The sequence below is a fragment of the Micromonospora sp. NPDC049081 genome, assembly GCF_040648835.1.
In the GTDB taxonomy this organism is placed as follows: domain Bacteria; phylum Actinomycetota; class Actinomycetes; order Mycobacteriales; family Micromonosporaceae; genus Micromonospora; species Micromonospora antibiotica.
Window position 1 is genome coordinate 535,475 of record NZ_JBEZEK010000001.1, and the last position, 22,362, is coordinate 557,836.

Annotated in this window: 23 protein-coding genes; 10 read left to right on the forward strand and 13 right to left on the reverse strand. The window is 73.3% G+C overall.

The genetic code is table 11. From position 1 onward, the window contains the following. Window position 1 precedes the first annotated feature (1 nt). A complete protein-coding gene (locus AB0B63_RS01850) occupies window positions 2–424 on the reverse strand; it encodes a roadblock/LC7 domain-containing protein (protein ID WP_208569167.1) in 423 nt (140 codons plus the stop codon). A gap of 77 nt (window positions 425–501) precedes the next feature. Beyond that, the gene (locus AB0B63_RS01855; RefSeq protein ID WP_357013781.1) at window positions 502–2,934 is read right to left on the reverse strand and encodes a nitrate- and nitrite sensing domain-containing protein; all 2,433 of its coding nucleotides are present in this window, start codon (window positions 2,932–2,934) and stop codon (window positions 502–504) included. Between the two features lie 291 nt (window positions 2,935–3,225). Here AB0B63_RS01855 and AB0B63_RS01860 point away from each other — a divergent pair, with 291 nt between their 5' ends. Beyond that, window positions 3,226–3,474, forward strand: coding sequence for a DUF2630 family protein (locus AB0B63_RS01860; RefSeq protein WP_208569169.1), 249 nt, complete (start codon window positions 3,226–3,228; stop codon window positions 3,472–3,474). Between the two features lie 47 nt (window positions 3,475–3,521). Here AB0B63_RS01860 and AB0B63_RS01865 read toward each other — a convergent pair whose 3' ends face one another. Together AB0B63_RS01865 and AB0B63_RS01870 are read right to left on the reverse strand one after the other, a co-directional pair. Beyond that, window positions 3,522–4,451: an RIO1 family regulatory kinase/ATPase gene (locus AB0B63_RS01865; protein WP_208569170.1), complete on the reverse strand. Its 930-nt coding sequence runs from the start codon at window positions 4,449–4,451 to the stop codon at window positions 3,522–3,524. A gap of 157 nt (window positions 4,452–4,608) precedes the next feature. After that, a complete protein-coding gene (locus AB0B63_RS01870) occupies window positions 4,609–5,256 on the reverse strand; it encodes an HAD-IA family hydrolase (RefSeq protein WP_219463695.1) in 648 nt (215 codons plus the stop codon). A 231-nt stretch (window positions 5,257–5,487) separates the two neighbouring features. On the opposite strand from AB0B63_RS01870, the gene AB0B63_RS01875 reads away from it, so the two are divergent. The 7 genes from AB0B63_RS01875 to AB0B63_RS01905 all read left to right on the forward strand — a co-directional run bounded on the left by AB0B63_RS01875 (window position 5,488) and on the right by AB0B63_RS01905 (window position 10,843). Then, complete coding sequence (locus AB0B63_RS01875) at window positions 5,488–6,060, forward strand: TetR/AcrR family transcriptional regulator (protein ID WP_208569172.1); 573 nt, start codon at window positions 5,488–5,490, stop codon at window positions 6,058–6,060. 117 nt (window positions 6,061–6,177) lie between these two features. Further along, window positions 6,178–7,122: a TIGR04222 domain-containing membrane protein gene (locus AB0B63_RS01880; RefSeq protein WP_357013787.1), complete on the forward strand. Its 945-nt coding sequence runs from the start codon at window positions 6,178–6,180 to the stop codon at window positions 7,120–7,122. Then, on the forward strand, window positions 7,119–7,937 hold the full coding sequence (locus tag AB0B63_RS01885; protein WP_357013790.1) for a DUF692 domain-containing protein: 819 nt from the start codon (window positions 7,119–7,121) through the stop codon (window positions 7,935–7,937). Before AB0B63_RS01880 ends, AB0B63_RS01885 begins: the two co-directional genes overlap by 4 nt. Next, window positions 7,934–8,419, forward strand: a complete 486-nt coding sequence (locus tag AB0B63_RS01890; RefSeq protein ID WP_357013793.1) for a hypothetical protein — start codon at window positions 7,934–7,936, stop codon at window positions 8,417–8,419. The genes AB0B63_RS01885 and AB0B63_RS01890 overlap by 4 nt, the downstream gene beginning before the upstream one ends. A gap of 62 nt (window positions 8,420–8,481) precedes the next feature. Then, the gene (locus tag AB0B63_RS01895; protein WP_208569176.1) at window positions 8,482–9,234 is read left to right on the forward strand and encodes an SDR family oxidoreductase; all 753 of its coding nucleotides are present in this window, start codon (window positions 8,482–8,484) and stop codon (window positions 9,232–9,234) included. 182 nt (window positions 9,235–9,416) lie between these two features. After that, a complete protein-coding gene (gene mug / locus AB0B63_RS01900) occupies window positions 9,417–10,106 on the forward strand; it encodes a G/U mismatch-specific DNA glycosylase (RefSeq protein ID WP_357013796.1) in 690 nt (229 codons plus the stop codon). Window positions 10,107–10,405: 299 nt separating this feature from the next. Further along, on the forward strand, window positions 10,406–10,843 hold the full coding sequence (locus AB0B63_RS01905; protein ID WP_357013799.1) for a hypothetical protein: 438 nt from the start codon (window positions 10,406–10,408) through the stop codon (window positions 10,841–10,843). Between the two features lie 281 nt (window positions 10,844–11,124). Here AB0B63_RS01905 and AB0B63_RS01910 read toward each other — a convergent pair whose 3' ends face one another. The 3 genes from AB0B63_RS01910 to AB0B63_RS01920 all read right to left on the reverse strand — a co-directional run bounded on the left by AB0B63_RS01910 (window position 11,125) and on the right by AB0B63_RS01920 (window position 14,304). Beyond that, entirely contained in the window at window positions 11,125–13,107 is a 1,983-nt protein-coding gene (locus AB0B63_RS01910; RefSeq protein WP_208569262.1) for an ABC transporter ATP-binding protein, read from the reverse strand. A 158-nt stretch (window positions 13,108–13,265) separates the two neighbouring features. Next, window positions 13,266–14,033 carry an enoyl-CoA hydratase/isomerase family protein gene (locus AB0B63_RS01915; protein ID WP_357013802.1) on the reverse strand — a complete coding sequence of 256 codons (768 nt, stop codon included), beginning with the start codon at window positions 14,031–14,033 and terminating at the stop codon, window positions 13,266–13,268. Window positions 14,034–14,076: 43 nt separating this feature from the next. Next, window positions 14,077–14,304 carry a helix-turn-helix domain-containing protein gene (locus AB0B63_RS01920; protein ID WP_007072022.1) on the reverse strand — a complete coding sequence of 76 codons (228 nt, stop codon included), beginning with the start codon at window positions 14,302–14,304 and terminating at the stop codon, window positions 14,077–14,079. A gap of 202 nt (window positions 14,305–14,506) precedes the next feature. Here AB0B63_RS01920 and AB0B63_RS01925 point away from each other — a divergent pair, with 202 nt between their 5' ends. Beyond that, window positions 14,507–15,109, forward strand: a complete 603-nt coding sequence (locus tag AB0B63_RS01925) for a cadmium resistance transporter (protein WP_357013805.1) — start codon at window positions 14,507–14,509, stop codon at window positions 15,107–15,109. Between the two features lie 195 nt (window positions 15,110–15,304). Here AB0B63_RS01925 and AB0B63_RS01930 read toward each other — a convergent pair whose 3' ends face one another. Further along, window positions 15,305–16,909, reverse strand: a complete 1,605-nt coding sequence (locus AB0B63_RS01930; RefSeq protein ID WP_208569180.1) for an ABC-F family ATP-binding cassette domain-containing protein — start codon at window positions 16,907–16,909, stop codon at window positions 15,305–15,307. A gap of 245 nt (window positions 16,910–17,154) precedes the next feature. On the opposite strand from AB0B63_RS01930, the gene AB0B63_RS01935 reads away from it, so the two are divergent. After that, window positions 17,155–18,066 (forward strand): neutral zinc metallopeptidase, encoded by a 912-nt coding sequence (locus AB0B63_RS01935; protein WP_208569181.1) that lies wholly within the window; start codon window positions 17,155–17,157, stop codon window positions 18,064–18,066. A gap of 76 nt (window positions 18,067–18,142) precedes the next feature. On the opposite strand, the gene AB0B63_RS01940 is transcribed toward AB0B63_RS01935, so the two are convergent. The 5 genes from AB0B63_RS01940 to AB0B63_RS01960 form a co-directional block, all read right to left on the reverse strand. Beyond that, complete coding sequence (locus AB0B63_RS01940; protein WP_357013808.1) at window positions 18,143–18,826, reverse strand: acVLRF1 family peptidyl-tRNA hydrolase; 684 nt, start codon at window positions 18,824–18,826, stop codon at window positions 18,143–18,145. A gap of 258 nt (window positions 18,827–19,084) precedes the next feature. Beyond that, window positions 19,085–19,711: a LysE family transporter gene (locus AB0B63_RS01945; RefSeq protein WP_219463715.1), complete on the reverse strand. Its 627-nt coding sequence runs from the start codon at window positions 19,709–19,711 to the stop codon at window positions 19,085–19,087. Window positions 19,712–20,029: 318 nt separating this feature from the next. Further along, entirely contained in the window at window positions 20,030–20,455 is a 426-nt protein-coding gene (locus tag AB0B63_RS01950) for a metal-sulfur cluster assembly factor (RefSeq protein ID WP_307799603.1), read from the reverse strand. A 116-nt stretch (window positions 20,456–20,571) separates the two neighbouring features. After that, on the reverse strand, window positions 20,572–21,048 hold the full coding sequence (sufU, locus tag AB0B63_RS01955; RefSeq protein WP_208569185.1) for a Fe-S cluster assembly sulfur transfer protein SufU: 477 nt from the start codon (window positions 21,046–21,048) through the stop codon (window positions 20,572–20,574). Beyond that, a complete protein-coding gene (locus AB0B63_RS01960; RefSeq protein ID WP_357013813.1) occupies window positions 21,048–22,352 on the reverse strand; it encodes a cysteine desulfurase in 1,305 nt (434 codons plus the stop codon). Before AB0B63_RS01960 ends, sufU begins: the two co-directional genes overlap by 1 nt. Between the last annotated feature and the right edge of the window lie 10 nt (window positions 22,353–22,362).

Sequence of the window (22,362 nt, forward strand, 5' to 3'; positions counted from 1 at the left end):
GTCAGCTCCCACCGGACGACTGGTCGACACCCCGGGCCGGGGACGCCACGTACTTACCCACCCGGGCGACCAGCATCGCCATCTCGTACGCGATCAGGCCGACGTCGGCGTCGGTGCCGGCGAGCACCGCCAGGCACGCGTTCGGCCCGGCCGCGGTGACGAACAGGAACGAGGATTCCATCTCGATGATGGTCTGCTGGACCTGCCCGCCGCCGAACCGTTTGCCGGCGCCCCGGGCCAGGCTCTGGATGCCGGCGGCCATCGCGGCGAGGTGTTCCCCGTCGTCGCGGCCCATCCCCTCGGACGCGGCCATCAGCAGGCCGTCGGTGGAGAGCGCGACGGCGTGCTCGGCCTGCTTCACCCGGCCGACCAGATCGTCCAGCAACCACGTCAGGTCGGCACCGGATGCCGTCGTCTGCCCCACTCGTCGTCCTCTTCCCCGGCGGTTCCGCCGTGCTCGGTTGCCGTGACCCCGTGGACGTCGCGTCCGTCGCGACGCCGTCAGGTGGCCGGGCGGTCTGCGTCGTCCGACCGGTCACCGCTGCGGGTGCCCTCCGACAGCCGGGCCGCGTCGGTCCGGCCGCGTCGGGTGCCCGACTGGTAGGCGCTCATCATCTGGCGCACCTGCTCGGGTGCGCGCCGGACCGCAGCACCGGCCCCGGTCTCCCCACCGGTCGGGGGTTCCCGCAGCTCGGGCGCCAGGTTCGCCTGTCGTACCCGCACCGGCAGGCCCGCGTCGGTCACCGGCCCCTCCACAGTAGGCGACGGCGGGTCGGCGTCGGCGTCCGCCGTCCGTGCGTCCCCGGTCACCGCGACGGTCGGGGTGGACGGTCGGGCGACGGTCACCGGAAGACCGGTCGGGACGGTCGGCGCGTGCAGCGCGTCCTGCGCCGGGCGTCGCTTACGGGACCGGGCCGGCAGGCCCGCCGGGGTCACCGCGTCCGACGGCGGTACGGCCCTCGGGCTCACCGGGGGCCCCGCGTCGGCCGCCGGTGTGGCCTCGGCGGTGGCCGGGCGTGGGGCGACCACCGGAAGCGCGCCGGACGGGCTCGGGTCCCCCGGCACGACCAATTCCGCCGGGATCAGCACCACGGCGGTGGTCCCCCCGTAGGCGGACTCCTTGAGCTGCACCTTCACCCCGTGCCGCCCGGTCAGCCGGCTCACCACGTACAGCCCGAGCCGGGCGGCGTCGGCCAGGTTCAACTCGGACCGGTCCACGATGCGGCGGTTGGCGGCGAGCAGCTCCTCGCCGGTCAGGCCCAGACCACGATCCTCGATCTCGATGGCGAACCCGGCGGTCACCAGGTGACCCCGCACCTCGACGGTGGTGTTCGGCGGGGAGAAGGACAGGCCGTTCTCGATCAGCTCGGCGAGCAGGTGGATCACGTCACCGACCGCCCGGCCGGCGAGCGCGACCGGGCCGAGCGGCAGCACGTCCACCCGGGTGTAGTCCTCGACCTCGGCGACCGCGCCGCGCACCACGTCCACCATCGGCACGTTGCGTCGCCACGCCCGGCCCGGGGTGGCGCCGGAGAGCACGATGAGGTTCTCCGCGTTGCGCCGCATCCGGGTGGCCAGGTGGTCGACCCGGAACAGGTCCTCCAGTTCCCCGGCGTCGTGTTCGCGACGTTCCATCGCGTCGAGCAGGGTGAGCTGGCGGTGCACCAGCGCCTGGGTCCGCCGGGCCAGGCTGAGGAACACCCCCCGGACGTTGCGGCGCAGCTCGGCCTGCTCGACCGCCGTACGGATGGCGGTCTCCTGGACGGCGTTGAAGGCTCGGCCCAGCTGACCGATCTCGTCGTCGCCGAAGTCCAGCGGCGGGGCCTCGCGGGCCACGTCGACGTCCTCGCCGTGACCGAGGCGGTCCACCACTCCGGGCAGCTGTTCGTGGGCCAGCCGCAGCGCGGCGTCGCGCAGCCGGGCCAGCTGCCGGACCAGGTGCCGGGCGGTGCTGATCGACACCACGATCGAGGCGATCACGGCGATCAGGCCGAGGCCGGCGGCGAGCACCAGCCGGACGATGACGCCCACCGCGACCGGGGTGGCCCGGTCGATGAGCGCGTCGCCGACGCTCACCCCGAAGTCCACCTGCGCCTGCATCGCCGGCCCGACGGTCGACTGCCACTCCTGCTCGGTCAGCGGCAGGGTGGTGCCCGACCGGGCCTGCTGGATCACCCGGTCCTCCAGCAGCCGGAACCGGGCCACCGCGTCCGAGCCGGCGAGCTGGTCGTAGCGGACCCGGTCGGCCGGGGACAGCTCGGCGACCGCCTCCGCCGTCTGGTAGCGCTGGGCGCCGACCAGTTGGGTGAAGTGGGCGTACTCGTCGCCGGTCATCCGGCCGGCCGCGAGCACGCCGGTGATCAGGGCATCCTGTTGGGAGATCAGCTCCCGCACCTGGTAGAGGTCGACCAGGGTCTCGCTCTCCGCGGCGATCCGCGTGTCGTCGAGCTGCCCCAGCGAGCCGTACATCCGCAGCACCCCGGCGAGGACCCCGGTGTACGCGGCGGACGCCTCGGCCCGGGTCATCCCGGCGTCGCGCACCGACTCCCGGATGCCGGTCAGGCCACTCAGGCCGGTCAGCACCTCGTCGACCCGGCGGCGGGTGTCCTCACCGGTGGCCAGCTCGGCCTGCCAACTGCCCACCGAGGTGCCGAACTCGTCCGCCACCTGGTCGGTGCGCTGCCACTGGGTGCTCAACGCGTCGAGTTGCCGCTGGGCCCGCTCACCCAGGTAGGCGTTGGCGAGCCGCCGCTCCTCCTGGAGCGCGGTGAGCAGCGACTCCCCGGGGTCGGCCACCCGGCTGTTGAGGGTCTGCACCCAGAGCAGGTTGAAGCCGTCACCGACGGTCACCCAGGCGGCGAAGGACCAGAGCGCGACGAGGGAGGTGAGCAGGGCCACGATCTTGGTACGCAGACGCGTGCTGCCGGAACCCATCACACCGCCCCCGGGCCGGACCGTGGCCACCGGACGCCCGACGCGTCACGGCACACCTGAACCCGGCGCACGCTAGCAGTCGGCACCACCATCGCTCAAGCCATGCTGATCATGGAGGCGGGGCCGGTGCCGCAGGTCCTGGGGCGATGGTGACCACCGTGGATGGTGCCGGCGCCCCATGAGGCAGCCGACCCGGCGACCACCCGGCGCGGGCCACGGCCGCCTGGCCGCCGGCGGACCGGCCGGCCCCGAACACGGGCGCGGGCGATCCTGCTGTGCCAGGCTCATGGCATGGACGACAAGACCATCCTGCACCGGATCTCGGAACTGGTCGACGAGGAGCACCGGCTCCGCTCGGCCGCCCAGGACCACGAATCCGGCACCGACGACGAGGCCAAGGAACACCTGCGCGCGCTGGAGGAGTCGCTGGACCAGTGCTGGGACCTGCTGCGCCGCCGCCGGGCGGCCCGGGAGGCGCACGGCGACCCGGAGGCCCAGGGGGCCCGACCGGTGTCGGAGGTCGAGCGTTACCTCCAGTGACGCCCCGACGTCCCGGACGGCCGGTTGCCGTCCGGGACGTCACCCGTTCAGCGCACCCCCGCCTCGCGCAGCAGCAGCTCGGTGAGGGCGGCCGGGTCGGTGTCGGCGGCGGGCAGCCCCCGGGCGGTGAACCAGGTCGCCACCACCCGCACGTCGCGGGCCAGGAACTCCGGTCCCTGCGGGTTGGCCACCACGTCGACCACCTGCGGCAGGTCGATCATGACGAGCCGCCCGGCGTGCACCAGCAGGTTGTACGGCGACAGGTCGCCGTGGGCGTAGCCGGCCCGGGCCAGCACCACCAGGGCGTCCACCAGTTGCTCCCAGAGGGAGCGCAGCGGGGCCGGGTCGGGGCGTACCTGGGCCAGCCGGGGTGCGGCGGTCCCCTCGTCGGGGTCGCCGACGAACTCCAGCATCAGCTCGGTGCCGAGCAGCTGCACCGGGTACGGCACGGCGATCCGCCCGGATTCCGCACCGATCTCCCAGAGCCGGGACAGCGCGGCGAACTCGGCCGCCGCCCACTGCCCGGCGATCATCTGCCGGCCGAACGCCGTCCGGCCGGCCATCGCCCGGTTCTCCCGGGACCGGCGCACCCGGCGTCCCTCCAGGTAGCCGGCGTCGCGGTGGAAGAGCCGGTGCTGGGCGTCGCGGTACCGCTTGACGGCCAGCAGGCAGGACCGGTCGGTGTCGGGCACCGCCCGGCGGACGAGGTGCACGTCCGCCTCCTTGCCGGTCTTGAGCACACCGAGTTCGGTGTCCCGGGCGGCCAGCTCGGTGACCAGCCACGGCGGGTGCGGTTCGGGACCGTGCACGGCCTCGTCCCAGGAGGACCAGTGGTCCTCGGGCTCGGGCTCGGGTTCGTCCTCGGGTGCGGTGCCGGCCGGCTGCCGGCCGTACGTCAGGAAGGTTGTCTCGTCGTCGTCGAAGCGGCTTCTGCCGCGGCCACGGCGCTGCGGCGCCGGGAGGTCGTGTTCGCGCACGGTGCTGGTGATCCCTTGGTCGAGGCTGGTGAGGGCAGGTGGTACGACCCTGCAAAGACGGCCATGACCGACCTCCTCTCCTCGACCGGGCCCCGCCCGGCTGCGCGCTCCCGCGCGGGCCCATGCTGACCGATACCCCGCCCGGCGCACAACCGGATTACCCCCCGGCGAGCACCACCGAGACCGCCGCGATCAACGAGTCGACGGTACGGGTGGGGGCGAACCGCCCGTCGGTCCAGCTGCGCCCCCGGTGCAGCCAGACGCTGGGCAGGCCGACCGCGGCGGCCCCGCCGATGTCCGCCTCCGGGCTGTCGCCCACCACCCACGCGCCGCGCAGCGGCAACCGGGCCCGTTGGGCGGCCAGCGCGAAGATCCGGGGGTTGGGCTTGCTCACCCCGGCTTCCTCGGAGATCACCCAGTCGGCGACGTAGCGGTCGAGGCCGGTCTGCCTGATCTTGGCGTCTTCCAGCCGGACCGAGCCGTTGGTGACCACCACCGGCAGCCACCCGGCGTCGTCGGCGATCCGCAGCGCGCAGGCGACCAGCGGGTCCAGCCGGGTGTAGCCGACCACCCCGTCGTGCAGCTCCTCGACCAGGTCGATGGAGGGGATGCGCAGCGCGTAGCGGTCCCGGATGGCGTCGGCGATGTCCCACCGGTCGGTGAGGCCGTCGGCGTCGATGGACAGCAGCCAGTCGATGTCGGTGGCCGGGGCGCCGATCTCGGCCAGGAAACCCTCGGCCCAGGCGCGGAACGGCCCGGCCCGGTCGAGCAGGGTGTTGTCCAGGTCGAGCAGGAGCAACGGCACTGAGGCACCTTACGGGAGGAAGGACCGCCGCCGACAGGGTCGAACCGCCCGCCGGCGACCGTCGGGCTGCCGGGGCCGGATGGGGGCGGTGGGCGGGTAGGGGGAGGTGACCGGGGCTGTCGGCACCGGCCGATCCTAACCGGACGGGCGTTCGGCAGGACGAGGTGACGACCCGATAGCAAGCCGTACGTACGGTTTGCCTTGCGGAGGGTCACCTGCGACGATCGACCCGTGCCCAGAGTAAGTCAGGACCAGCTCGACGCGCGCCGGCAGGAGATCCTGGGCGCGGCCCGGGCCTGTTTCGCCCGGCACGGCTACGAGGGTGCCACCGTGCGCCGGCTGGAGGAGGCGACCGGCTTGTCCCGGGGCGCGATCTTCCACCACTTCCGCGACAAGGACTCACTCTTCCTCGCCGTCGCCGAGGACGACGCCGCCGTGATGGTCTCCACGGTGGCCCGCCACGGCCTCGTCCAGGTGATGCGGGACCTGCTCGCCCGCGCGGTCTCCCCCGACACCACCGGCTGGCTGGGCAGCCAACTGGAGGTGTCCCGGCGGCTGCGGACCGACCCGGCCTTCGCCCGCCGGTGGGCGGAACGCTCCGCCGCCATCGCCGAGGCGACCCGGGACCGGCTCGCCCGGCAACGCGACGCCGGGGTGCTCCGCGAGGACATCGACATCGACGTGCTGGCCCAGTTCCTGGAGCTGGCGTACGACGGGCTGGTGCTGCACCTGGCGATGGGCCGGCCCGCCGGTGACCTGGGGCCGGTGCTCGACCTGGTCGAGGAGGCCGTCCGCCGGCACTGACCCACCCGGGCCGGCAGCCCGGATCTCGGCTCGGTAACTCGCCCACCGCCCCGGTGCCGGCGTGGCGGGGCTGCTCCACAATGAGGCCGCGACCCCCTCGCGCGACAGGAGCAGCTCATGAACACGCTTGCCGCACAGGGCGACACCTGGGGCATCCCCGGGCCGCTCTTCCTGAAGCTCTACCTGCTGGTGGCCGTCGTCGCCGTGGTCGGCACGCTGCTGCACCGCCGCCGCACGACCGCCGGCCCCGACACGGTCACCACGGACCAGCTCGGGCCCCAGCAGGTGGCCTACCTCAACGGTGGCGACCAGCTCGCCATCTGGGCGGCGCTGGGTGGGCTGCGCGGCGCCGGCGCGATCGACGTCACATCGAACGGCCGGTTGGTCGCCGTCGGGTCGACACCCAGCGGGCTCACTCCGCTCGACCACGCGATCCGGCACGCCGCCCGCCAGTCGGTCGCCACCCGCGAGCTGCGCCGCAACGCCGGGGTGACCCGCGCCCTGGAGGAGCTGCGGCAGGGGTTGGAGCAGCGCGGCCTGCTGATCGACGCCGACGGGGTACGGGCCCTGCGGCGCGGACGGAACCTGCTGCTGGTGCTCCTGGCCCTGGGTGTGGTGCGGCTGGTCGCCGGCCTGTTCAACGGCCGGCCGGTCGGCTGGCTACTGCTCGCCCTGGCCGGACTCGCCGTGGCGTTCGCCCTGGTGGCCCGTACGCCCCGGCGGACCAGGACGGCGAACGTGATGATGAGTCGCCTGCGCAGCAGCAACCACCACCTCGCCCCCGACTCCGCCCCGGCCTACGCGACCTACGGTCCGGCCGGCGCGGCGATGGGGGTGGCCCTGTTCGGCACCGTCTCCCTCTACGCGCTCGACCCCGGCTTCGCCGCGCAGGCGGAGATCCAGCGGCAGGCGTTGAACGCCAGCAGCGGCAGCGGTTACACCGGTTCCACGGGTGTCACGTGCGGCGGCAGCACCTCGTCGGGCGACAGCGGCTCGTCGTGCGGTGGCGGCAGCTCCTGCGGCGGCGGAGGAGGATGCGGCGGGGGCGGGTGCGGCGGATGACCGGGCCGCAGGGGGTGGGCATCGGCTGGCGGTCGGAGATCGCCGGTTTCGTCGCCGAGCTGCCCGGGCTGCGCTTCGTCGAGGTGGTAGCGGAGTCGCTCAGCCCGGGCAACCCCCTGCCGGCCGGGCTGGCCGGGCTGCGGGAGCGCGGCGTGACCGTCGTACCGCACGGGGTGCGGCTCTCCCTCGGCGGCGCGGACCCGGTCGACCCGGCCCGGGTGACGCACCTGGCCCGGGTGGCCGAGCTGGTCGACGCGCCACTGGTCAGCGAGCACATCGCGTTCGTCCGGGCCGGCGGCCTGGAGGCCGGGCACCTGTTGCCGTTGCCGCGCACCCGGGAGGCGGTGGCGGCGGTGGTGGCGAACGTCCGCCGGGCCCGGGCGGAGCTGCCGGTGCCCCTGGCGTTGGAGCCGATCGCCGCGCTGTTCGACTGGCCCGACGACGAGCTGGACGAGGCGGACTTCCTCACCGAGATCCTCGACGCCACCGACGCGGAGCTGCTGCTCGACGTGGCAAACGTGTACGCCAACGCCCGCAACCGGGGCGAGGACCCGCAGGCCCTGCTGGACCGGCTGCCGCTGGACCGGATCGCCTACGTACACGTGGCCGGTGGGGCCGAGTACGGCGGGCTCTACCACGACACGCACACCGATCCGGTGCCCACCGAGGTGTTGGAGCTGGTCGGCGCGCTCTGTGCCGGCCGCCGACCGCCGGCCCTGCTGCTCGAACGCGACGGCCACTACCCACCCGCCGACGTGCTGCGGGCCGAGTTGGACGCCCTCGCCACCGCTGCCGGCCACCCGGTCGTCACATGAGCCCGACGCACCCCGTCGAGTCGGCCCCGCCGCCCGGACCGGTGGGGCTGGCCGCCCGACAGGCCGCGCTGGTCGCCGCCCTGGTCGCGGGGGCCCCGCTGCCGGCAGGCTTCGCCACCGACCGGGTCGACGCCGCCCGGCGGGCGCTGCTGCGCAAGCGGGCCGGCGAGGTCGCCCGCCACTGGCCGCTGCTCGCCGCCGGCCTCGGGGACACCTGGCCGGCCACCTTCGCCGACTGGGCGTCCGGCCGACCCACCGTCGGGTCGCTGCGCGACGGTTGGGACCTCGCGCGTGGGCTGCGCGACCGGGACGCCCTCCCCCCGCTCGGCGCGCAGGAGCTGGCCGCCCGCGAGGCCACCCACCGCTACGACGGGCGGCACCCGCCCCGCCGCCGCCGGTTGCCGGCCCTGGCCCGCAGCGGCGACGCCGTCGCCCTCCAGGTCGCCGGCCGGGTACGCCTGCTGCGACCGGCCCGCCGCTGACCACCGGGTCGCCTCCCCGGCCCGCCGCGCCACCCACCGCCGGATGCGGCAGGATCGGTGGCATGGATCTCGGACTCACCGATCGGGTGTACGTGTTGACCGGCGCTTCCCGGGGGCTCGGCTTCGCGACCGCACAGTGCCTGGTCGCGGACGGGGCACGGGTGGTCCTGTCGGCCCGCACGCCGGAGCGGGTCGCCGGGGCGGTCGACCGGCTCGGTGGGCCGGACCACGCGATCGGTCTCGTCGCCGACCTGGCCGACCCGAGCCTGCCCGAGCGGCTGGTGATCGCCGCCGGAGAACACTTCGGCCGCCTCGACGGGGCGCTCGTCTCGGTCGGTGGGCCGCCCCCGGGCACCGCCGCGCAGGTCAGCGACGCACAGTGGCGGGAATCCTTCGAGACGGTCTTCCTGGGCACCGTCCGGACGGCCCGGACGGTGGCCGCCGCGCTCACCGACGGTGGCGCGATCGGTATGGTGCTGTCCACCTCGGCCCGGACGCCGATCACCGGACTCGGCATCTCCAACGGCCTGCGGCCCGGCCTGGCCGGCGTGGCCAAGGACCTGTCCGACGAGTACGGCCCACGCGGGGTGCGGGTGCTGGGCCTGCTGCCCGGGCGCTTCCTGACCGACCGCAACCGGGAACTGCTCGGCGACGACGCGGCGGCCCGTGCCGCTGCGGAGGCCGGCATCCCGCTGCGCCGTATCGGCGATCCGGCCGAGTTCGGGCGGGTGGCGGCCTTCCTACTCTCCCCCGCCGCCGGCTATGTCACCGGGGTCAGCGTGCCCGTCGACGGCGGCGCGCTGCGCAGCCTGTGACCCCGCGACGCCGCTCGACCAGCCCCGCCGCCGCCCCCGAACCGGCCCCGGCCGCCGAACCGGGCCGCACCGCCCCAGAACCGCCTCCCGCCGTCGCGGCCTCCGAACCGGCCCGTCGTCGGGGTGCCGGCGGGCGGCCCTCCCCGGCCCCTGCCGATCGCCCGTCCACGACCGTCGACGCGATGTCCGACCCGGTCGGGCACGCCGCCGGCCCGACCCGGCCGGGCACGCCGGAGGTACGGCGACCGGACCGGGCGGGCGTGGCGCAGGTACGGCGACCGGGCCGGGCGGGCACGCCGCAGGTGCGGCGGCCGGACCGGGCGGAGCTGGCAGCGGCGGCGGACCGCACCATCCCGGACGTGATCGGCCCCGGGTTGACGGTGCTCTTCGTCGGGATCAACCCGGGCCTGTGGTCGGCGGCCACCGGGTGGCACTTCGCCCGGCCGGGCAACCGGTTCTGGCCGGCCCTGCACCGGGGCGGCTTCACCCCGCGCCGACTGCACCCGAGCGAGCAGGACACCCTGCCCGGGTACGGCCTGGGCATCACCAACATGGTGGCGCGGGCCAGCGCCCGGGCGGACGAACTGACTCCGGCGGAGCTGGTGGCGGGCGCACGGACGCTGACCGACAAGGTGGCCCGGTACCGGCCGACCTGGGTCGCCGTGGTCGGGGTGACCGCCTACCGGATCGGGTTCGCCCGGCCGAAGGCCGGTTTCGGCCCGCAGCCGCACCCGCTGGCCGGCGCGCGGCTCTGGGTGCTGCCCAACCCCAGCGGCCTGAACGCCCACTTCACCCCGCAGACCCTGGGGGCCGCCTTCGGCGAGCTGCGCGCCGTCATCGCCGGCCACCCGCCGGCTGACCGGTCGGCGTGACCACCCTGGCGAGATGGACCCTTCCCGTACCGCGTGAACACCGCCGCGAACCACCGGGACGGCTGGCGGGGAACGGCCAGCAGTCCACTCCGCGTGCCGGCTCACACTGTCCGTGGGGTGGCGCGTTCACGATGTGTCGGGTAAAGGGTGACATTGAGGCAATAAATTGCGCCCCCGACTCGCCACCCCATTGACGAAGATTTATTTCGAACGTGCTTTCGACTTCACCTTGGTCTAACATTGGGCCCGCAATCGGTTACACGTCGTTAACGCAATTCTCCAGCAGATCGGGAGCAGTTATGCCTCAAGTCCGTTCTTCCCGCTCCATCCGCCTGCTCGCCGCAGGCGCCGCCGGGGCGGCCGCGGTGGCCATGTTCCCCGCGGTCAGCGCCCAGGCGGGTACGTCATCGATCAACGTCTCGGTCAAGGGTGGCTACAACAACACCCAGTCCCTCGGCACCGCCACCGGGACCGTCACCGGGACGACGGGCAGCACCCAGGCAAGCTACTCGGTGACACTGTGCGGGCAGAGCACCTACCCGAGCGCCAGCGTCACCATCCAGGGCGGAACCGCCACGGCCACCCACACCGTCTACTACCAGAACTGCGAGACCTTCACCGGCGATCTCGTCTCCAGTTACGGATTCACCAACGTCCAGGTCAGTGTGTCCGGTTCCACCTTCTACCCGGGCAACCAGTACACGACCTACACGAAGACCAAAACGGTGTACTTCTGAGTTACCGTCGCACCTGATGACGGAACAGGCACCGAATTGACGATCGCCGCCTCGGGCAGCCGCCGCGCCGGCAGCCCGTGAGTCGTGCCGACGGCCGGTGGGACGTGTCGTCGGCACCCGGCATGGGGAGCGCCGTCGGGATGCGAGACCAGGCCAGGGCCCGCTCCCCCTGGCCTGACCTCGTTTCACTGGCGGCAGCAGGCAGCCGAGGTGTGCCCCGAACCCGGTCCGCAGAACACGAGTCGGGTCAGCACGGTGGTCGCTTCCGGGACGGGGTCCCGTCAGTTGGCCACGGCCGGGGGCAGCGCCTCCTGCGCGACGTAGGTGCCCATCGGCACGGTGGTGATGATCGGCTCGGGCTGGTCCGCCTCGGCGTACGGGGCAGGCGAGTCGACGACGGCAAACTGAGTGCGGTACAGCTCGGCGTAGAGCCCACCGACCGCGACCAGTTCCTCGTGGCGGCCCCGCTCCACGATCCGGCCACCGTCGAGGACCAGGATCTGGTCGGCGTCACGGACGGTGGAGAGCCGGTGCGCGATCACCAGCGCGGTACGCCCGGCCAACGCCACGGACAGGGCCCGCTGCACCGCCGCCTCACTCTCCGAGTCGAGATGGGCGGTGGCCTCGTCCAGGATCACGATCGACGGGGCCTTGAGCAGGAGCCGGGCGATGGCGATGCGTTGCTTCTCGCCGCCGGAGAAGCGGTAGCCGCGCTCGCCGACGGTCGTCTCCAGCCCGTCGGGCAGGGCGCGGACCAGGTCGGCCACCTGCGCACCGGCCAGCGCCGCCCAGATCTCGTCGTCCGTGGCGTCCGGCTTGGCGTACCGCAGGTTCTCGGCGATCGTCTCGTGGAACAGGTGGGAGTCCTGGGTGACCACACCGATCTCGTCGCGCAGCGAGGCGAGGGTGGCGTCCCGGACGTCGACCCCGCCGACCCGCACCGCGCCGTCGGTGACGTCGTAGATCCGTGAGATCAGCATGGACAGCGTGGACTTGCCGGCACCGGACGGCCCGACCAACGCCACCATCTGCCCCGGCTCGACGCGGAACGAGACGCCCTTGAGCACCGGCTCGTTGGCCGTCCGGTCGAGGGTGGCGACCTCCTCCAGCGAAGCCAACGAGACGTCGGCGGCAGCCGGGTAGCGGAACCGGACATCGCGGAACTCGACCCGGCCGGCGCCCCGGGGGACCGGCACCGCGTCGGGCTTCTCTTCGATGCCGGGGCGCAGGTCGAGCACCTCGAAGACCCGGTCGAAGGAGACCAGGGCGCTCATCACGTCGACCCGGACGTTGGACAGCGCGGTCAGCGGACCGTAGAGGCGGGTGAGCAGCAGGGCGAGGGTGACCACGGTGCCCGCGCTGACCGCCCCGGTGACCGCCAGCCAGCCGCCGAGCCCGTAGGTGAGCGCCTGGGCCAACGACGCGACCAGCAGCATCGCCACGAAGAAGGTGCGTGAGTACATCGCCGACTGGATGCCGATGTCGCGGACCCGTTCGGCCCGCGCGGCGAATCGGCCCGCCTCCACCTCAGGCGTGCCGAACAGCTTGACCAGCAGCGCGCCCGCCACCCCGAACCGCTCGGTCATGGTGGCGTTCATCTTGGCGTCGAGGTCGTACGACTCCCGGGTGATCTCGGCCAACCGCCGGCCGACCCGCCGCGCCGGCACCACGAAGATCGGCAACAGGACCAACGACAGCAGGGTGATCTGCCAGGAGAGGGTGAACATCACCCCGGCGGTGAGCACCAACTGGATGACGTTGCTGACCACCCCCGACAGGGTGGAGGTGAACGCCCGCTGGGCGCCCATCACGTCGTTGTTGAGCCGGCTGACCAACGCACCGGTCTGGGTCCGGGTGAAGAACTGCAACGGCATCCGCTGCACGTGGTCGTAGACCCGGGTGCGCAGGTCGAGAATGATGCCCTCGCCGATACGCGCCGAATACCACCGCTGGACCAGGGAGAACAACGCGTCGGCGACGGCCAGCGCGCCGATGATCAGGGCGAGCCGGACGACGACCGCACCCGCCTCGGGGCCGCCCCCGCTGATCGCGTTGATCACGTGGCCGGCCAGCACCGGGGTGGCCACCCCGATCACGGCGGCGATGACCACGGTCACCAGGAAGACGACGATGTCCCGCCGGTAGGGGTGGGCGAACGCCATGATCCTTCTCGCGGTGCCCCGGGTGAGCCGGTGCGTGGAGACCTCGTCACCGTGCCGGATCGACCGGAGCATGCTCCAGCCGGCCATGTTGCCGCCCGCCATCGGGTTCATGGGTCACCTCCGCGTCGTGGGCAGCGCGCACCGTCGGGTCGATTCTCCCGACGCCTACGACAACCTCGGCGGCAACCCGGGTCTTCCCGGGCGGTCACTGCTGTTCGCTCCGGGCAGAGTAGCCGCGGTTCCCGCCCCCGGCGGGTGGGCTATTCGCCGCGGCCGGCGAGATCGCGCAGCCGGCGGGTCTGTGCCTCGCGCTCGGCCCGTTGCTGTTCGGGGTGGGAACGGCCGGCGGCACCGGCGAGCAGCGCCTTGATCTCGACAACCGCGTCCCGGTTACCGGCGAGCAGGCCGGCGGTGAGGTCCCGGACGGCCGCGTCCAGCTCGGCGGGCGGCACCACCAGGTTGGCCAGCCCGATCCGGTCGGCCTCGACGGCGTCCATCCGCCGGCCGGTGGCGCACAGCTCCAGGGCACGGGCGTAGCCGACCAGCTCGACCAGCCGCTTGGTGCCGGCCAGGTCGGGGACCAGGCCGAGGGTGACCTCGGCCATCGACAGCTTCGCGTCCTCGGCGAGCACCCGCAGGTCGCAGGCGAGCGCGAGTTGGAAGCCCGCGCCGATGGCATGACCCTGCACGGCCGCCACCGAGATCACGTCCGGTCGGTGCAGCCAGGTGAAGCCCTGCTGGTAGTCGGCGATCCGGTCGGCGCACTCCTGCTCGGGCAGGGTGGACAGCTCCGCGAAGGAGCCCGGACCCTGGGCACCGGCCACCGACAGGTCGAGGCCGGCGGAGAACGACCGCCCCTGACCGCGTACCACGACGACGCGCACGTCGCCGGGCAGGTCCCGGGAGAAGTCGCTCATCGCGCGCCACATCGCCGGGGTCTGGGCATTGAGCACGTCGGGCCGGCACAACGTGACCGTCGCGACCGGCCCGTCGCAGTGCAGTAGCACCCCGGCCGTCTCGGCGGTCACCGGACCGCCCGGGGCGTGCTGACGGACGACGCTGGTAGGCGGGTCACGCCTTCTTGCGACGCCGGGCGCCGCCGCGCTGTCGCAGCTGCACACCGGACTCGGTGAGCACGCGGTGGATGAACCCGTAGGATCGCCCGGTCGAAGCGGCGAGCGCGCGAATGCTCTCGCCGCCGGTGTACCGCTTTACCAGGTCCTTGGCGAGCGTCTGACGCTCGGCTCCGACGATCCGGCGACCCTTCTCAGTGCTGGTGGCTGTGCCAGTGGCTGCCATGCTGATTCCTCACGTCCCAGACTGTGCGGTTCGATACGGTCCCACCTATTAGACCGTCTCGAACGATCATGCGCCAGATATCAACTCATCGCCAACCGACACGCTATGCAGTGTCGCCAACCCGATAGAGTGACGCTCCGGACGATCCACGGCGGAGACCGCGCTGCGGTCGCGCCCGTGGGAGGCCCGTAGCCTGCCGGTCGTGACCGACCTGTTGGGCAGCGTGAGCGGAGCGGGGGCCGTCTTCGCGGCCACCAACCTCGACGACATCGTGGTGTTGACCGTACTCTTCGTGGCCGCCCGGAGCACCGGACGACCCCGCCCGTGGCAGATCGTGACCGGGCAGTACCTGGGCATCACCGCCCTCGTCACGGCGGCTCTGGTCGTCGCCGCCGGCCTGCTGGTGGTGCCCGACCCGTGGACCGGCCTGCTCGGGCTGCTGCCGATCGCGCTCGGCGTCCGGGCGCTGCTGGCCCGCACCGACGACGACACCCCGCCGGCCGTGGTGGGCGGCCTGCTCGGCGTCGCCGGGGTGACGATCGCCAACGGCGCGGACAACATCGCCGTCTACGTCCCGGTGTTCCGCTCCCTCGACCCGGCCACCGGGCTGGTCTACCTGCTGGTCTTCGCCGTGCTGGTCGCCGCCTGGTGCGGTGCCGCCGCGCTGCTCGGTGGGCATCCCCGGGTGGTCCGCCTGGTCGGCCGGGCCGGGCACTGGCTGGTCCCGGTCGTCTTCGTCGCCATCGGCCTGGTGATCCTGGTCGGCTCGGGTGTCCTCGGCCGGCTGGTCGACCTCGCCCGCTGACCACCGGCCGGGCCGCCGCCGCGCCGCCGAGCGTAGGCCACTGAGCACCGGCCGGGCCGTCGACCCCGAGTCGCCGGGCATGGGCCGCTGGCCACCGGTCGGGCCGGCCACGGGCCGGTGGGGCAGGGGCCACTGACCACCGGCCGTTTGCCGCAGCCGACCCCGCCGGCCGTCGCGGGCGGGGTCGTGGCCGGATCAGGCCAGCTCGACCAGTTCCAGCAGGTCGTCGCTCCAGGCGTCCTCGTCGCCGTCGGGGAGCAGGATGGCCCGGTCGGGCTTGAGCGCGAGCACCGCGCCCGGGTCGTGGGTGACCAGCACGATCGCGCCGGGGTAGTTGGCGATGGCGTCGAGCACCTGCTCACGGCTGACCGGGTCGAGGTTGTTCGTCGGCTCGTCCAGCAGCAGCACGTTCGCGCCGGAGCAGACCAGGGTCGACAGGGCGAGCCGGGTCTTCTCGCCACCGGAGAGCACCCCGGCGGGCTTGTTGACGTCCTCGCCGGAGAACAGGAAGGCACCGAGGATCTTGCGCAGGTCGGTGTCGGACTGCTCGATCGCCGCCGCCCGCATGTTCTCCAGCACCGTGCGTTCCACGTCCAGCGTCTCGTGCTCCTGGGCGTAGTAGCCCAGCCGCAGGCCGTGCCCGGCGTGCACCTCGCCGGTGTCCGGCGGGAGCAGCCCGCCGAGCATCCGCAGCAGGGTGGTCTTGCCGGCACCGTTGAGCCCGAGGATGGCCACCCGGGAACCCCGGTCCACCGCGACGTTCACGTCGGTGAAGATCTCCAGTGAGCCGTACGACTTGGACAGGCCGGTCGCGGTCAGCGGGGTCTTGCCGCACGGCGCGGGATTGGGGAACCGGACCTTCGCCACTTTGTCGGAGACCCGTACCTCCTCCAGGCCGGAGATCAGCTTCTCGGCCCGGCGGGCCATGTTCTGCGCGGCGACGGTCTTGGTGGCCTTGGCGCGCATCTTGTCGGCCTGCGCCATCAACGCGCCGGCCTTCTTCTCGGCGTTGGCCCGCTCCCGGCGACGCCGCCGCTCGTCGGTCTCCCGGGCCTCCAGGTACGCCTTCCAGCCCAGGTTGTAGACGTCGACCACGGAGCGGGTGGCGTCGAGGAACCAGACCTTGTTGACCACCGACTCCAGCAGCGAACCGTCGTGGGAGATCACGATCAGCCCGCCCTTGTGGTTGGCGAGGAAGCCGCGCAGCCAGGTGATCGAGTCGGCGTCGAGGTGGTTGGTGGGCTCGTCGAGCAGCAGGATGCCGCCGCCGTTCTCCCCGGCGTCGCGGAACAGGATCCGGGCCAGCTCGATGCGGCGACGCTGACCGCCGGAGAGGGTGCCGATGGTCTGCGCGAGGGCCCGGTCGGGCAGCCCCAGGTTGGCGCAGATCCGGGCGGCCTCGGCCTCGGCGGCGTACCCGCCCAGCGAGGCGAACTGGTCCTCCAGGGCGCCGTAGCGGCGGACCAGCTTGTCGTCGACGCCGTCGGCGAGCCGCTGCTCGATCTCCTTCATCTGGGCCATCAGCACGTCCAGCCCACGGGCGGAGAGCACCCGGTCCCGGCCGGTGACCTCCAGGTCGCCGGTACGCGGGTCCTGCGGCAGGTAGCCGATGGCGCTGCGCCGGTCGATCTGCCCACCGTAGGGCTGCCCCTCACCGGCGAGGACCTTGAGGGTGGTGGTCTTGCCGGCACCGTTGCGGCCGACCAGTCCGATCCGGTCACCGGGCTGTACCCGCAGGGTGGTGTCGGACAGTAGGATCCGGGAACCGGCGCGCAGTTCCAGGCCGGTGACACTGATCATTTCCGGTACTCGCTCTCGGGGGTCTGGAAGGGCTGACTCAGGGCACGCGAAAGCGCCGGCGGGCGGTGGTTCCCGTCGGCGCGGGGCGATTCAGCCTTCGCAGCGCAGCACCCGACAAGTGTACCGGGCGGCCCGACACGCGCCGCCCGGATTACCGGGCAAGATCATCGGGTACCGGAAACGCCGTCCGGACCCGGTCCGGTACCGCAACCCTCAGACGTGACGAATCGGTGATCGGGGTCAACATGGAGCTGAACGAGAACGCGCGGGTCGACACCGGCCAGGTGGACGACCGGCGGGGATCCGGCGGGGGTGGCGGGATGGGCATCCCGATCCCCGGCGGCGGTGGGCGTGGCGGCATCGTCGGGCTCATCATCGCCGTGCTGGTCGCCCTGGTGGGTGGCGGATTCGGGCTGAACGCGATGAACGGCGGCGGCGCCGAGTCGGGCGACAACACGTCGTTGGAGCAGAAGTGCTCCGCCGACGACGCGCTCAAGCAGCTGGACTGCCGCAACACCCTCTACGTCAACTCGATCCAGGCGTACTGGCGGACGGCGTTGCCGGAACGGTTCGGCCAGCAGTACCAGCCGTCCAAGACGGTCTTCTTCAGCCAGGGCGTCAACACCGGCTGCGGCCAGGCCGACTCCGGCGTCGGGCCGTTCTACTGCCCGGCCGACGACCTGGTCTACATCGACCTGACCTTCTACCAGACGCTCGCCGACCAGCTCGGTGCCGAGGGTGAGTTCGCCCAGCCGTACGTGCTGGCCCACGAGTACGGCCACCACGTGCAGGACCTGCTCGGCACCGAGGCGCAGATGCGCCGCCAGCAGCAGCGGGACCCGGGCAGCGCCAACGCGCTCTCGGTCAAGCTGGAGCTCCAGGCCGACTGCTACGCCGGCGCCTGGGCCAAGAACGCCACCGGCACCGCCGACGAGCAGGGCCAGAAGATCTTCAAGAGCATCACCGAGCAGGACATCGCGCAGGCGATCGACACCGCCGAGAAGATCGGCGACGACGCCATCTCCAAGCGGGCCAACCGCCCGGTGAACCCGGAGGAATTCACCCACGGCTCCTCCGAGCAGCGCAAGCAGTGGTTCACCAAGGGCTACACCACCGGTGACCCGAAGTCCTGTGACACCTTCGGCGGCAGCCTCTGACCGGGCACCGCACCGGCACCGTCGCGGCGGTCGGAGGGGCGTACGCCCACCGGCCGCCGTCGTCGTGCCGCCCCGCTCAGGCCGGATCGCGGACCAGGATGTGCACGGCGCGGGCGGCGGCGACCGCACCGACCAGCACCGCGTGCCGGGGTTCGGGCACGTCGAGCAGCCGGTCGGCACGCAGCGCGGCGAGCGGGGCCAGCCGCCGGTCGGCCAGGACCGTGTCGACGGCCCGGCGGTCGCCCCCGCAGACCAGCGCCGCCAGCGTCGCCGCCGCCGGCAGCAGCAGTCGTACGGCCAGTTCCGCCGCGTCGCCCAGGGCCGCCTTCGCCTGGTTGTCCCGCCGCCGGGCGAACCGCTGCTGGGACCAGCCCCCGGCGGCGGTACGACCCTGCACGTAGCGGGTGTCCACCTTGGAGACCAGTAACTCCGCACCGACCGCCACACCGACCGCCACCGCGCCCTTGCGGGCGAGCAGCAGCCCGAGCCGGCGGGGCGCGGTGGCGACGCTGACGAACTGCGGCACGTCGTCGACGCGTCGGGGCGGGACGGCCTGCGCTGCGTCGCCGACGGTCGGGGCACCCGGCGGCAGGTGCAGCTCGGCGGTCGCGCCGTCGGAGGCGGTGAGCAGCAGCCCGTACCCCTGCGGGGAGACGACGGGCGGGCCGTGCCGGTCGGCGAAGCCCTCGGCCCAGCGCCCGACCCGGGTCGGATCGACCTCGACCCACCGGCCGCCGCCGGCTGCGGGTCGGCTACTCATCACCCGACCGTACGGCACGGCGGCGGTCCGCTCCGACCCCACCTGACCCACGGCGGGCGGACGACGGCACACGCCGTGCCGACCGACCGGCCGTGGCCCACCCGAGCCGGTCCGACGGCCGGCCCACCGCACGACCAGCCGGGCCGACGGGCGGCCCAACGCACGACCAGCCGGACCGACGGGCGGCCACCGCACGACCAGCCGGGCCGACCGCCCGACGGGCGGCGCACCGCACGACCGACCGGACCGACGGGCGGCTCACCGCACGACCAGCACGGCGACGGCGAGTGCGGCGATGATGAGGCTGGAGAGGAGCCCGGTCACCAGCCGGCCACGCGGGCCGGCCAGCACCCGGCCGACCAGGGTGCCGCCCCCGGCGATCAGCAACTGCCAACTCGCCGAGGCGACGAAGGCACCGAGGACGAACAGCGCCGCCGCTGCCGGTGCCGCCCGCGCCGCGTCGGCACGGCCGAGGACCAGCGCCGTGAAGTACACGACGGTGGCCGGGTTGAGCAGGGTCAGTGCCAGCACCCCGGCGAACGCCCGCCCCGCGGTGTCGATCCCCCGGCCCGCCCCCGGGCCGCCCGACGCCGGCCGGGGACGCCAGGCCCGCCAGCCTCCGTGCACGGCGAGCGCCAGCAGCACCACCGCCGCCACCACCCGCAGCGGACCGGCGACCGGGGCGACCACGGCGGCCACCGCCGCGCCGCCGAGCACCGCCACGGCGGCGTAGAGCCCGTCCGCGGTGGCGACACCGAGCGCGGCAGCCGCACCGACCCGGAAGGAGGTACGGGCACTGAGCCCGAGGATGAGCACCGCGATCGCGCCGACCGGCACGGCGACGCCGTAGCCGGCCACCAACCCGGCCAGGAAGGCGGCGGTCACGACGATCGGGAACGGGCCGATCCGCACCCCGGACGGGCCCGCTGTCGACGCGCGGCGGTGGCCGCACGGACAGGGCTCTGCTTCGGGTACGCCTCGATCATCGGCCCATCATCGGCCGCCACCCGCCACCAGACCACCGAATTGCCACAAAACCGGGGGAACGACCGGGGTGGTCGACTCGTCGGCGGCGACGGTGCGATGGCCGGCGGACCTGGACACCCACTGCGGTGAGCACCCCCGGCGGTGGGTCGGGCCGGCTGCAAAGACGCGGGCACGGCACCCGGTCAGGGGTGCCGTGCCCGCGAGGTCGACCAGGGGTCAGACGTTGAAACCGAGCGAGCGGAGCTGGTCCCGCCCCTCATCGGTGATCTTGTCCGGGCCCCACGGCGGCAGCCAGACCCAGTTGATCCGGATGTCGTCCACCAGTCCCCCGCCGGGGCCGGTGGTCAGCGCCTGCCGGGCCTGGTCCTCGATCACGTCGGTGAGCGGGCAGGCCGCCGAGGTCAACGTCATGTCCAGGGTGGCGACGTTCTGGTCGTCCACGTGCACGCCGTACACCAGGCCGAGGTCGACCACGTTGATGCCGAGTTCGGGGTCGACGACGTCCTTCATCGCCTCCTCGATGTCGGCCAGGGCCGCCCGGCCACCGGCCGAACCGGCGGCGTCCGCCGTCCCGTCGCCGGCCGGGGTCCCGTCGGCACCGGACGACGCGTCGACACCCGCCGTCCCGGTGGCACCGTTCACTGCGTCGGCGGCCGGAGTCGCGGCGGCGACACCGTCGGTGGCCGGCGGCGTCACCGCGCCGGTCGTGGTGCCGGCGTCGCCGGTCTGCGGCGTCGCCGCGGTAGCGGTGTTCTCGCTCATGCCTCAACCTCCGTCGGGCTCACGCCCACCCCCGCGCGTGCCGCGGCGTCCTTGAACGCCATCCACGGCAACAACGCGCACTTGACCCGGGCCGGGTAGCGGGCGACCCCCGCGAACGCCACCCCGTCACCGAGTAGTTCCTCGTCCGGCGTGACCTGGCCACGGCCGGACATCAACTCCACGAATCCGGCGTGCACGGCGGCGATCTCCTCCGCGCACCGGCCGGACAGCCGGTCGTACAACACGCTCGCCGACGCCTGGCTGATCGAACAACCGGCCCCGTCGTACGAGATGTCCACCACGATGTCGTCGACGGCGGCCACCCGAACGGTGACCTCGTCGCCGCAGGTCGGGTTGACGTGGTGCGCCTCGGCCACCTCGGCGTCGGGGTCGTCGGCGTCACGCAGACCGCGCCCCTGCGGACGCTTGTAGTGGTCCAGGATGATCTCCTGGTAGAGCTGCTCCAGCTGCATCAGTCGAAGATCCTCCGCACCTGTTCGAGACCCGACACCAGGGCGTCGATCTCCTCCGTGGTGGTGTACAGGTAGAACGAGGCCCGGGTCATCGCCGGCACCCCGAACCGGGTGCAGACCGGCTTGGCGCAGTGGTGGCCCACCCGCACCTGCACGCCGAGCGAGTCGAGGACCTGCCCGACGTCGTGCGGGTGCACGTCGCCGAGCGCGAACGAGATGGTGCCACCCCGGCCGACCGGCACCGTCGGGCCGAAGATCCGCAGCCCCGGCACGGTGGCGAGAGCGTCCAGCGCGTACGCGGTCAGCTCCTTCTCGTGCCACTGGATCGCCCGCATGCCGACGCCGGTGAGGTAGTCGACCGCCGCGCCGAGCGCGACGGCCTCGGCGATCGGCGGGGTGCCCGCCTCGAACCGGGCCGGCGGCGCGGCGAACGTCGACCGGGCCATCGACACCGTCTCGATCATCGAGCCGCCGCCCATCACCGGGGGCATCGCGGCGAGCAGCTCGCCCCGGCCCCACAGCACGCCGATGCCGGTCGGCCCGCACATCTTGTGCCCGGTGAAGACGATGAAGTCGGCGTCCAGGTCGACCACGTCGATCGGCTGGTGCGGCACCGACTGCGAGCAGTCGAGCAGCAGCAACGCACCCACCTGGCGGACCCGTTCGGTGATCCGGGCGGTGGCGTTGACCGTGCCGAGGATGTTGGAGGTGTGCACCAGCGCGACGATCTTCGTCCGCTCGGTGACCAGGTCCGCCAGCCCCGACTCGTCCAGCCGGCCGCTGTCGGTGACCGGGAACCAGCGCAGGGTCGCGCCGGTCCGCTCGGCCAGCAACTGCCACGGGACGATGTTCGAGTGGTGCTCCATCTCGGAGATCACGATCTCGTCGCCGGGGCCGAGCCGGAACCGCTCGTCGGCGTCGGCGCGCAGCGAGGCGTTCAAGAAGGCGTACGCCACGATGTTGATCGCCTCGGTGGAGTTCTTGGTGAACACCACCTCGTCCACGCTCGGCGCGTTGACGAACGCGGCGATCTTCGCCCGTGCCCCCTCGTACGCCTCGGTCGCCTCGGTGCCCAGGGTGTGCACCGAACGCGACACGTTGGCGTTGTGCATCGCGTAGTGCCCGGCGAGCACGTCGAGCACCTGGCGGGGTTTGTGTGAGGTGTTGGCGCTGTCGAGATAGACCAGCCGGTGCCCGTTGACCTCCCGGTCGAGGATCGGGAAGTCGGCGCGCACCGCGGCCACGTCGAAGCGCGGCACGTCGTCGTACTGCGGCATCCCGTCCGGGATGGCGATGGTGGTCATCTCAGCGCCC

Bases quoted from the DNA above. Each gene is read 5' to 3' on its own strand.
- AB0B63_RS01855 (WP_357013781.1), bottom strand. From the start codon at position 2,934: ATGGGTTCCGGCAGCACGCGTCTGCGTACCAAGATCGTGGCCCTGCTC.
- AB0B63_RS01860 (WP_208569169.1), top strand. From the start codon at position 3,226: ATGGACGACAAGACCATCCTGCACCGGATCTCGGAACTGGTCGACGAG.
- AB0B63_RS01880 (WP_357013787.1), top strand. From the start codon at position 6,178: ATGAACACGCTTGCCGCACAGGGCGACACCTGGGGCATCCCCGGGCCG.
- AB0B63_RS01885 (WP_357013790.1), top strand. From the start codon at position 7,119: ATGACCGGGCCGCAGGGGGTGGGCATCGGCTGGCGGTCGGAGATCGCC.
- AB0B63_RS01890 (WP_357013793.1), top strand. From the start codon at position 7,934: ATGAGCCCGACGCACCCCGTCGAGTCGGCCCCGCCGCCCGGACCGGTG.
- AB0B63_RS01895 (WP_208569176.1), top strand. From the start codon at position 8,482: ATGGATCTCGGACTCACCGATCGGGTGTACGTGTTGACCGGCGCTTCC.
- mug (WP_357013796.1), top strand. From the start codon at position 9,417: ATGTCCGACCCGGTCGGGCACGCCGCCGGCCCGACCCGGCCGGGCACG.
- AB0B63_RS01905 (WP_357013799.1), top strand. From the start codon at position 10,406: ATGCCTCAAGTCCGTTCTTCCCGCTCCATCCGCCTGCTCGCCGCAGGC.
- AB0B63_RS01910 (WP_208569262.1), bottom strand. From the start codon at position 13,107: ATGGCGGGCGGCAACATGGCCGGCTGGAGCATGCTCCGGTCGATCCGG.
- AB0B63_RS01920 (WP_007072022.1), bottom strand. From the start codon at position 14,304: ATGGCAGCCACTGGCACAGCCACCAGCACTGAGAAGGGTCGCCGGATC.
- AB0B63_RS01930 (WP_208569180.1), bottom strand. From the start codon at position 16,909: ATGATCAGTGTCACCGGCCTGGAACTGCGCGCCGGTTCCCGGATCCTA.
- AB0B63_RS01935 (WP_208569181.1), top strand. From the start codon at position 17,155: ATGGAGCTGAACGAGAACGCGCGGGTCGACACCGGCCAGGTGGACGAC.
- AB0B63_RS01940 (WP_357013808.1), bottom strand. From the start codon at position 18,826: ATGAGTAGCCGACCCGCAGCCGGCGGCGGCCGGTGGGTCGAGGTCGAT.
- sufU (WP_208569185.1), bottom strand. From the start codon at position 21,048: ATGCAGCTGGAGCAGCTCTACCAGGAGATCATCCTGGACCACTACAAG.
- AB0B63_RS01960 (WP_357013813.1), bottom strand. From the start codon at position 22,352: ATGACCACCATCGCCATCCCGGACGGGATGCCGCAGTACGACGACGTG.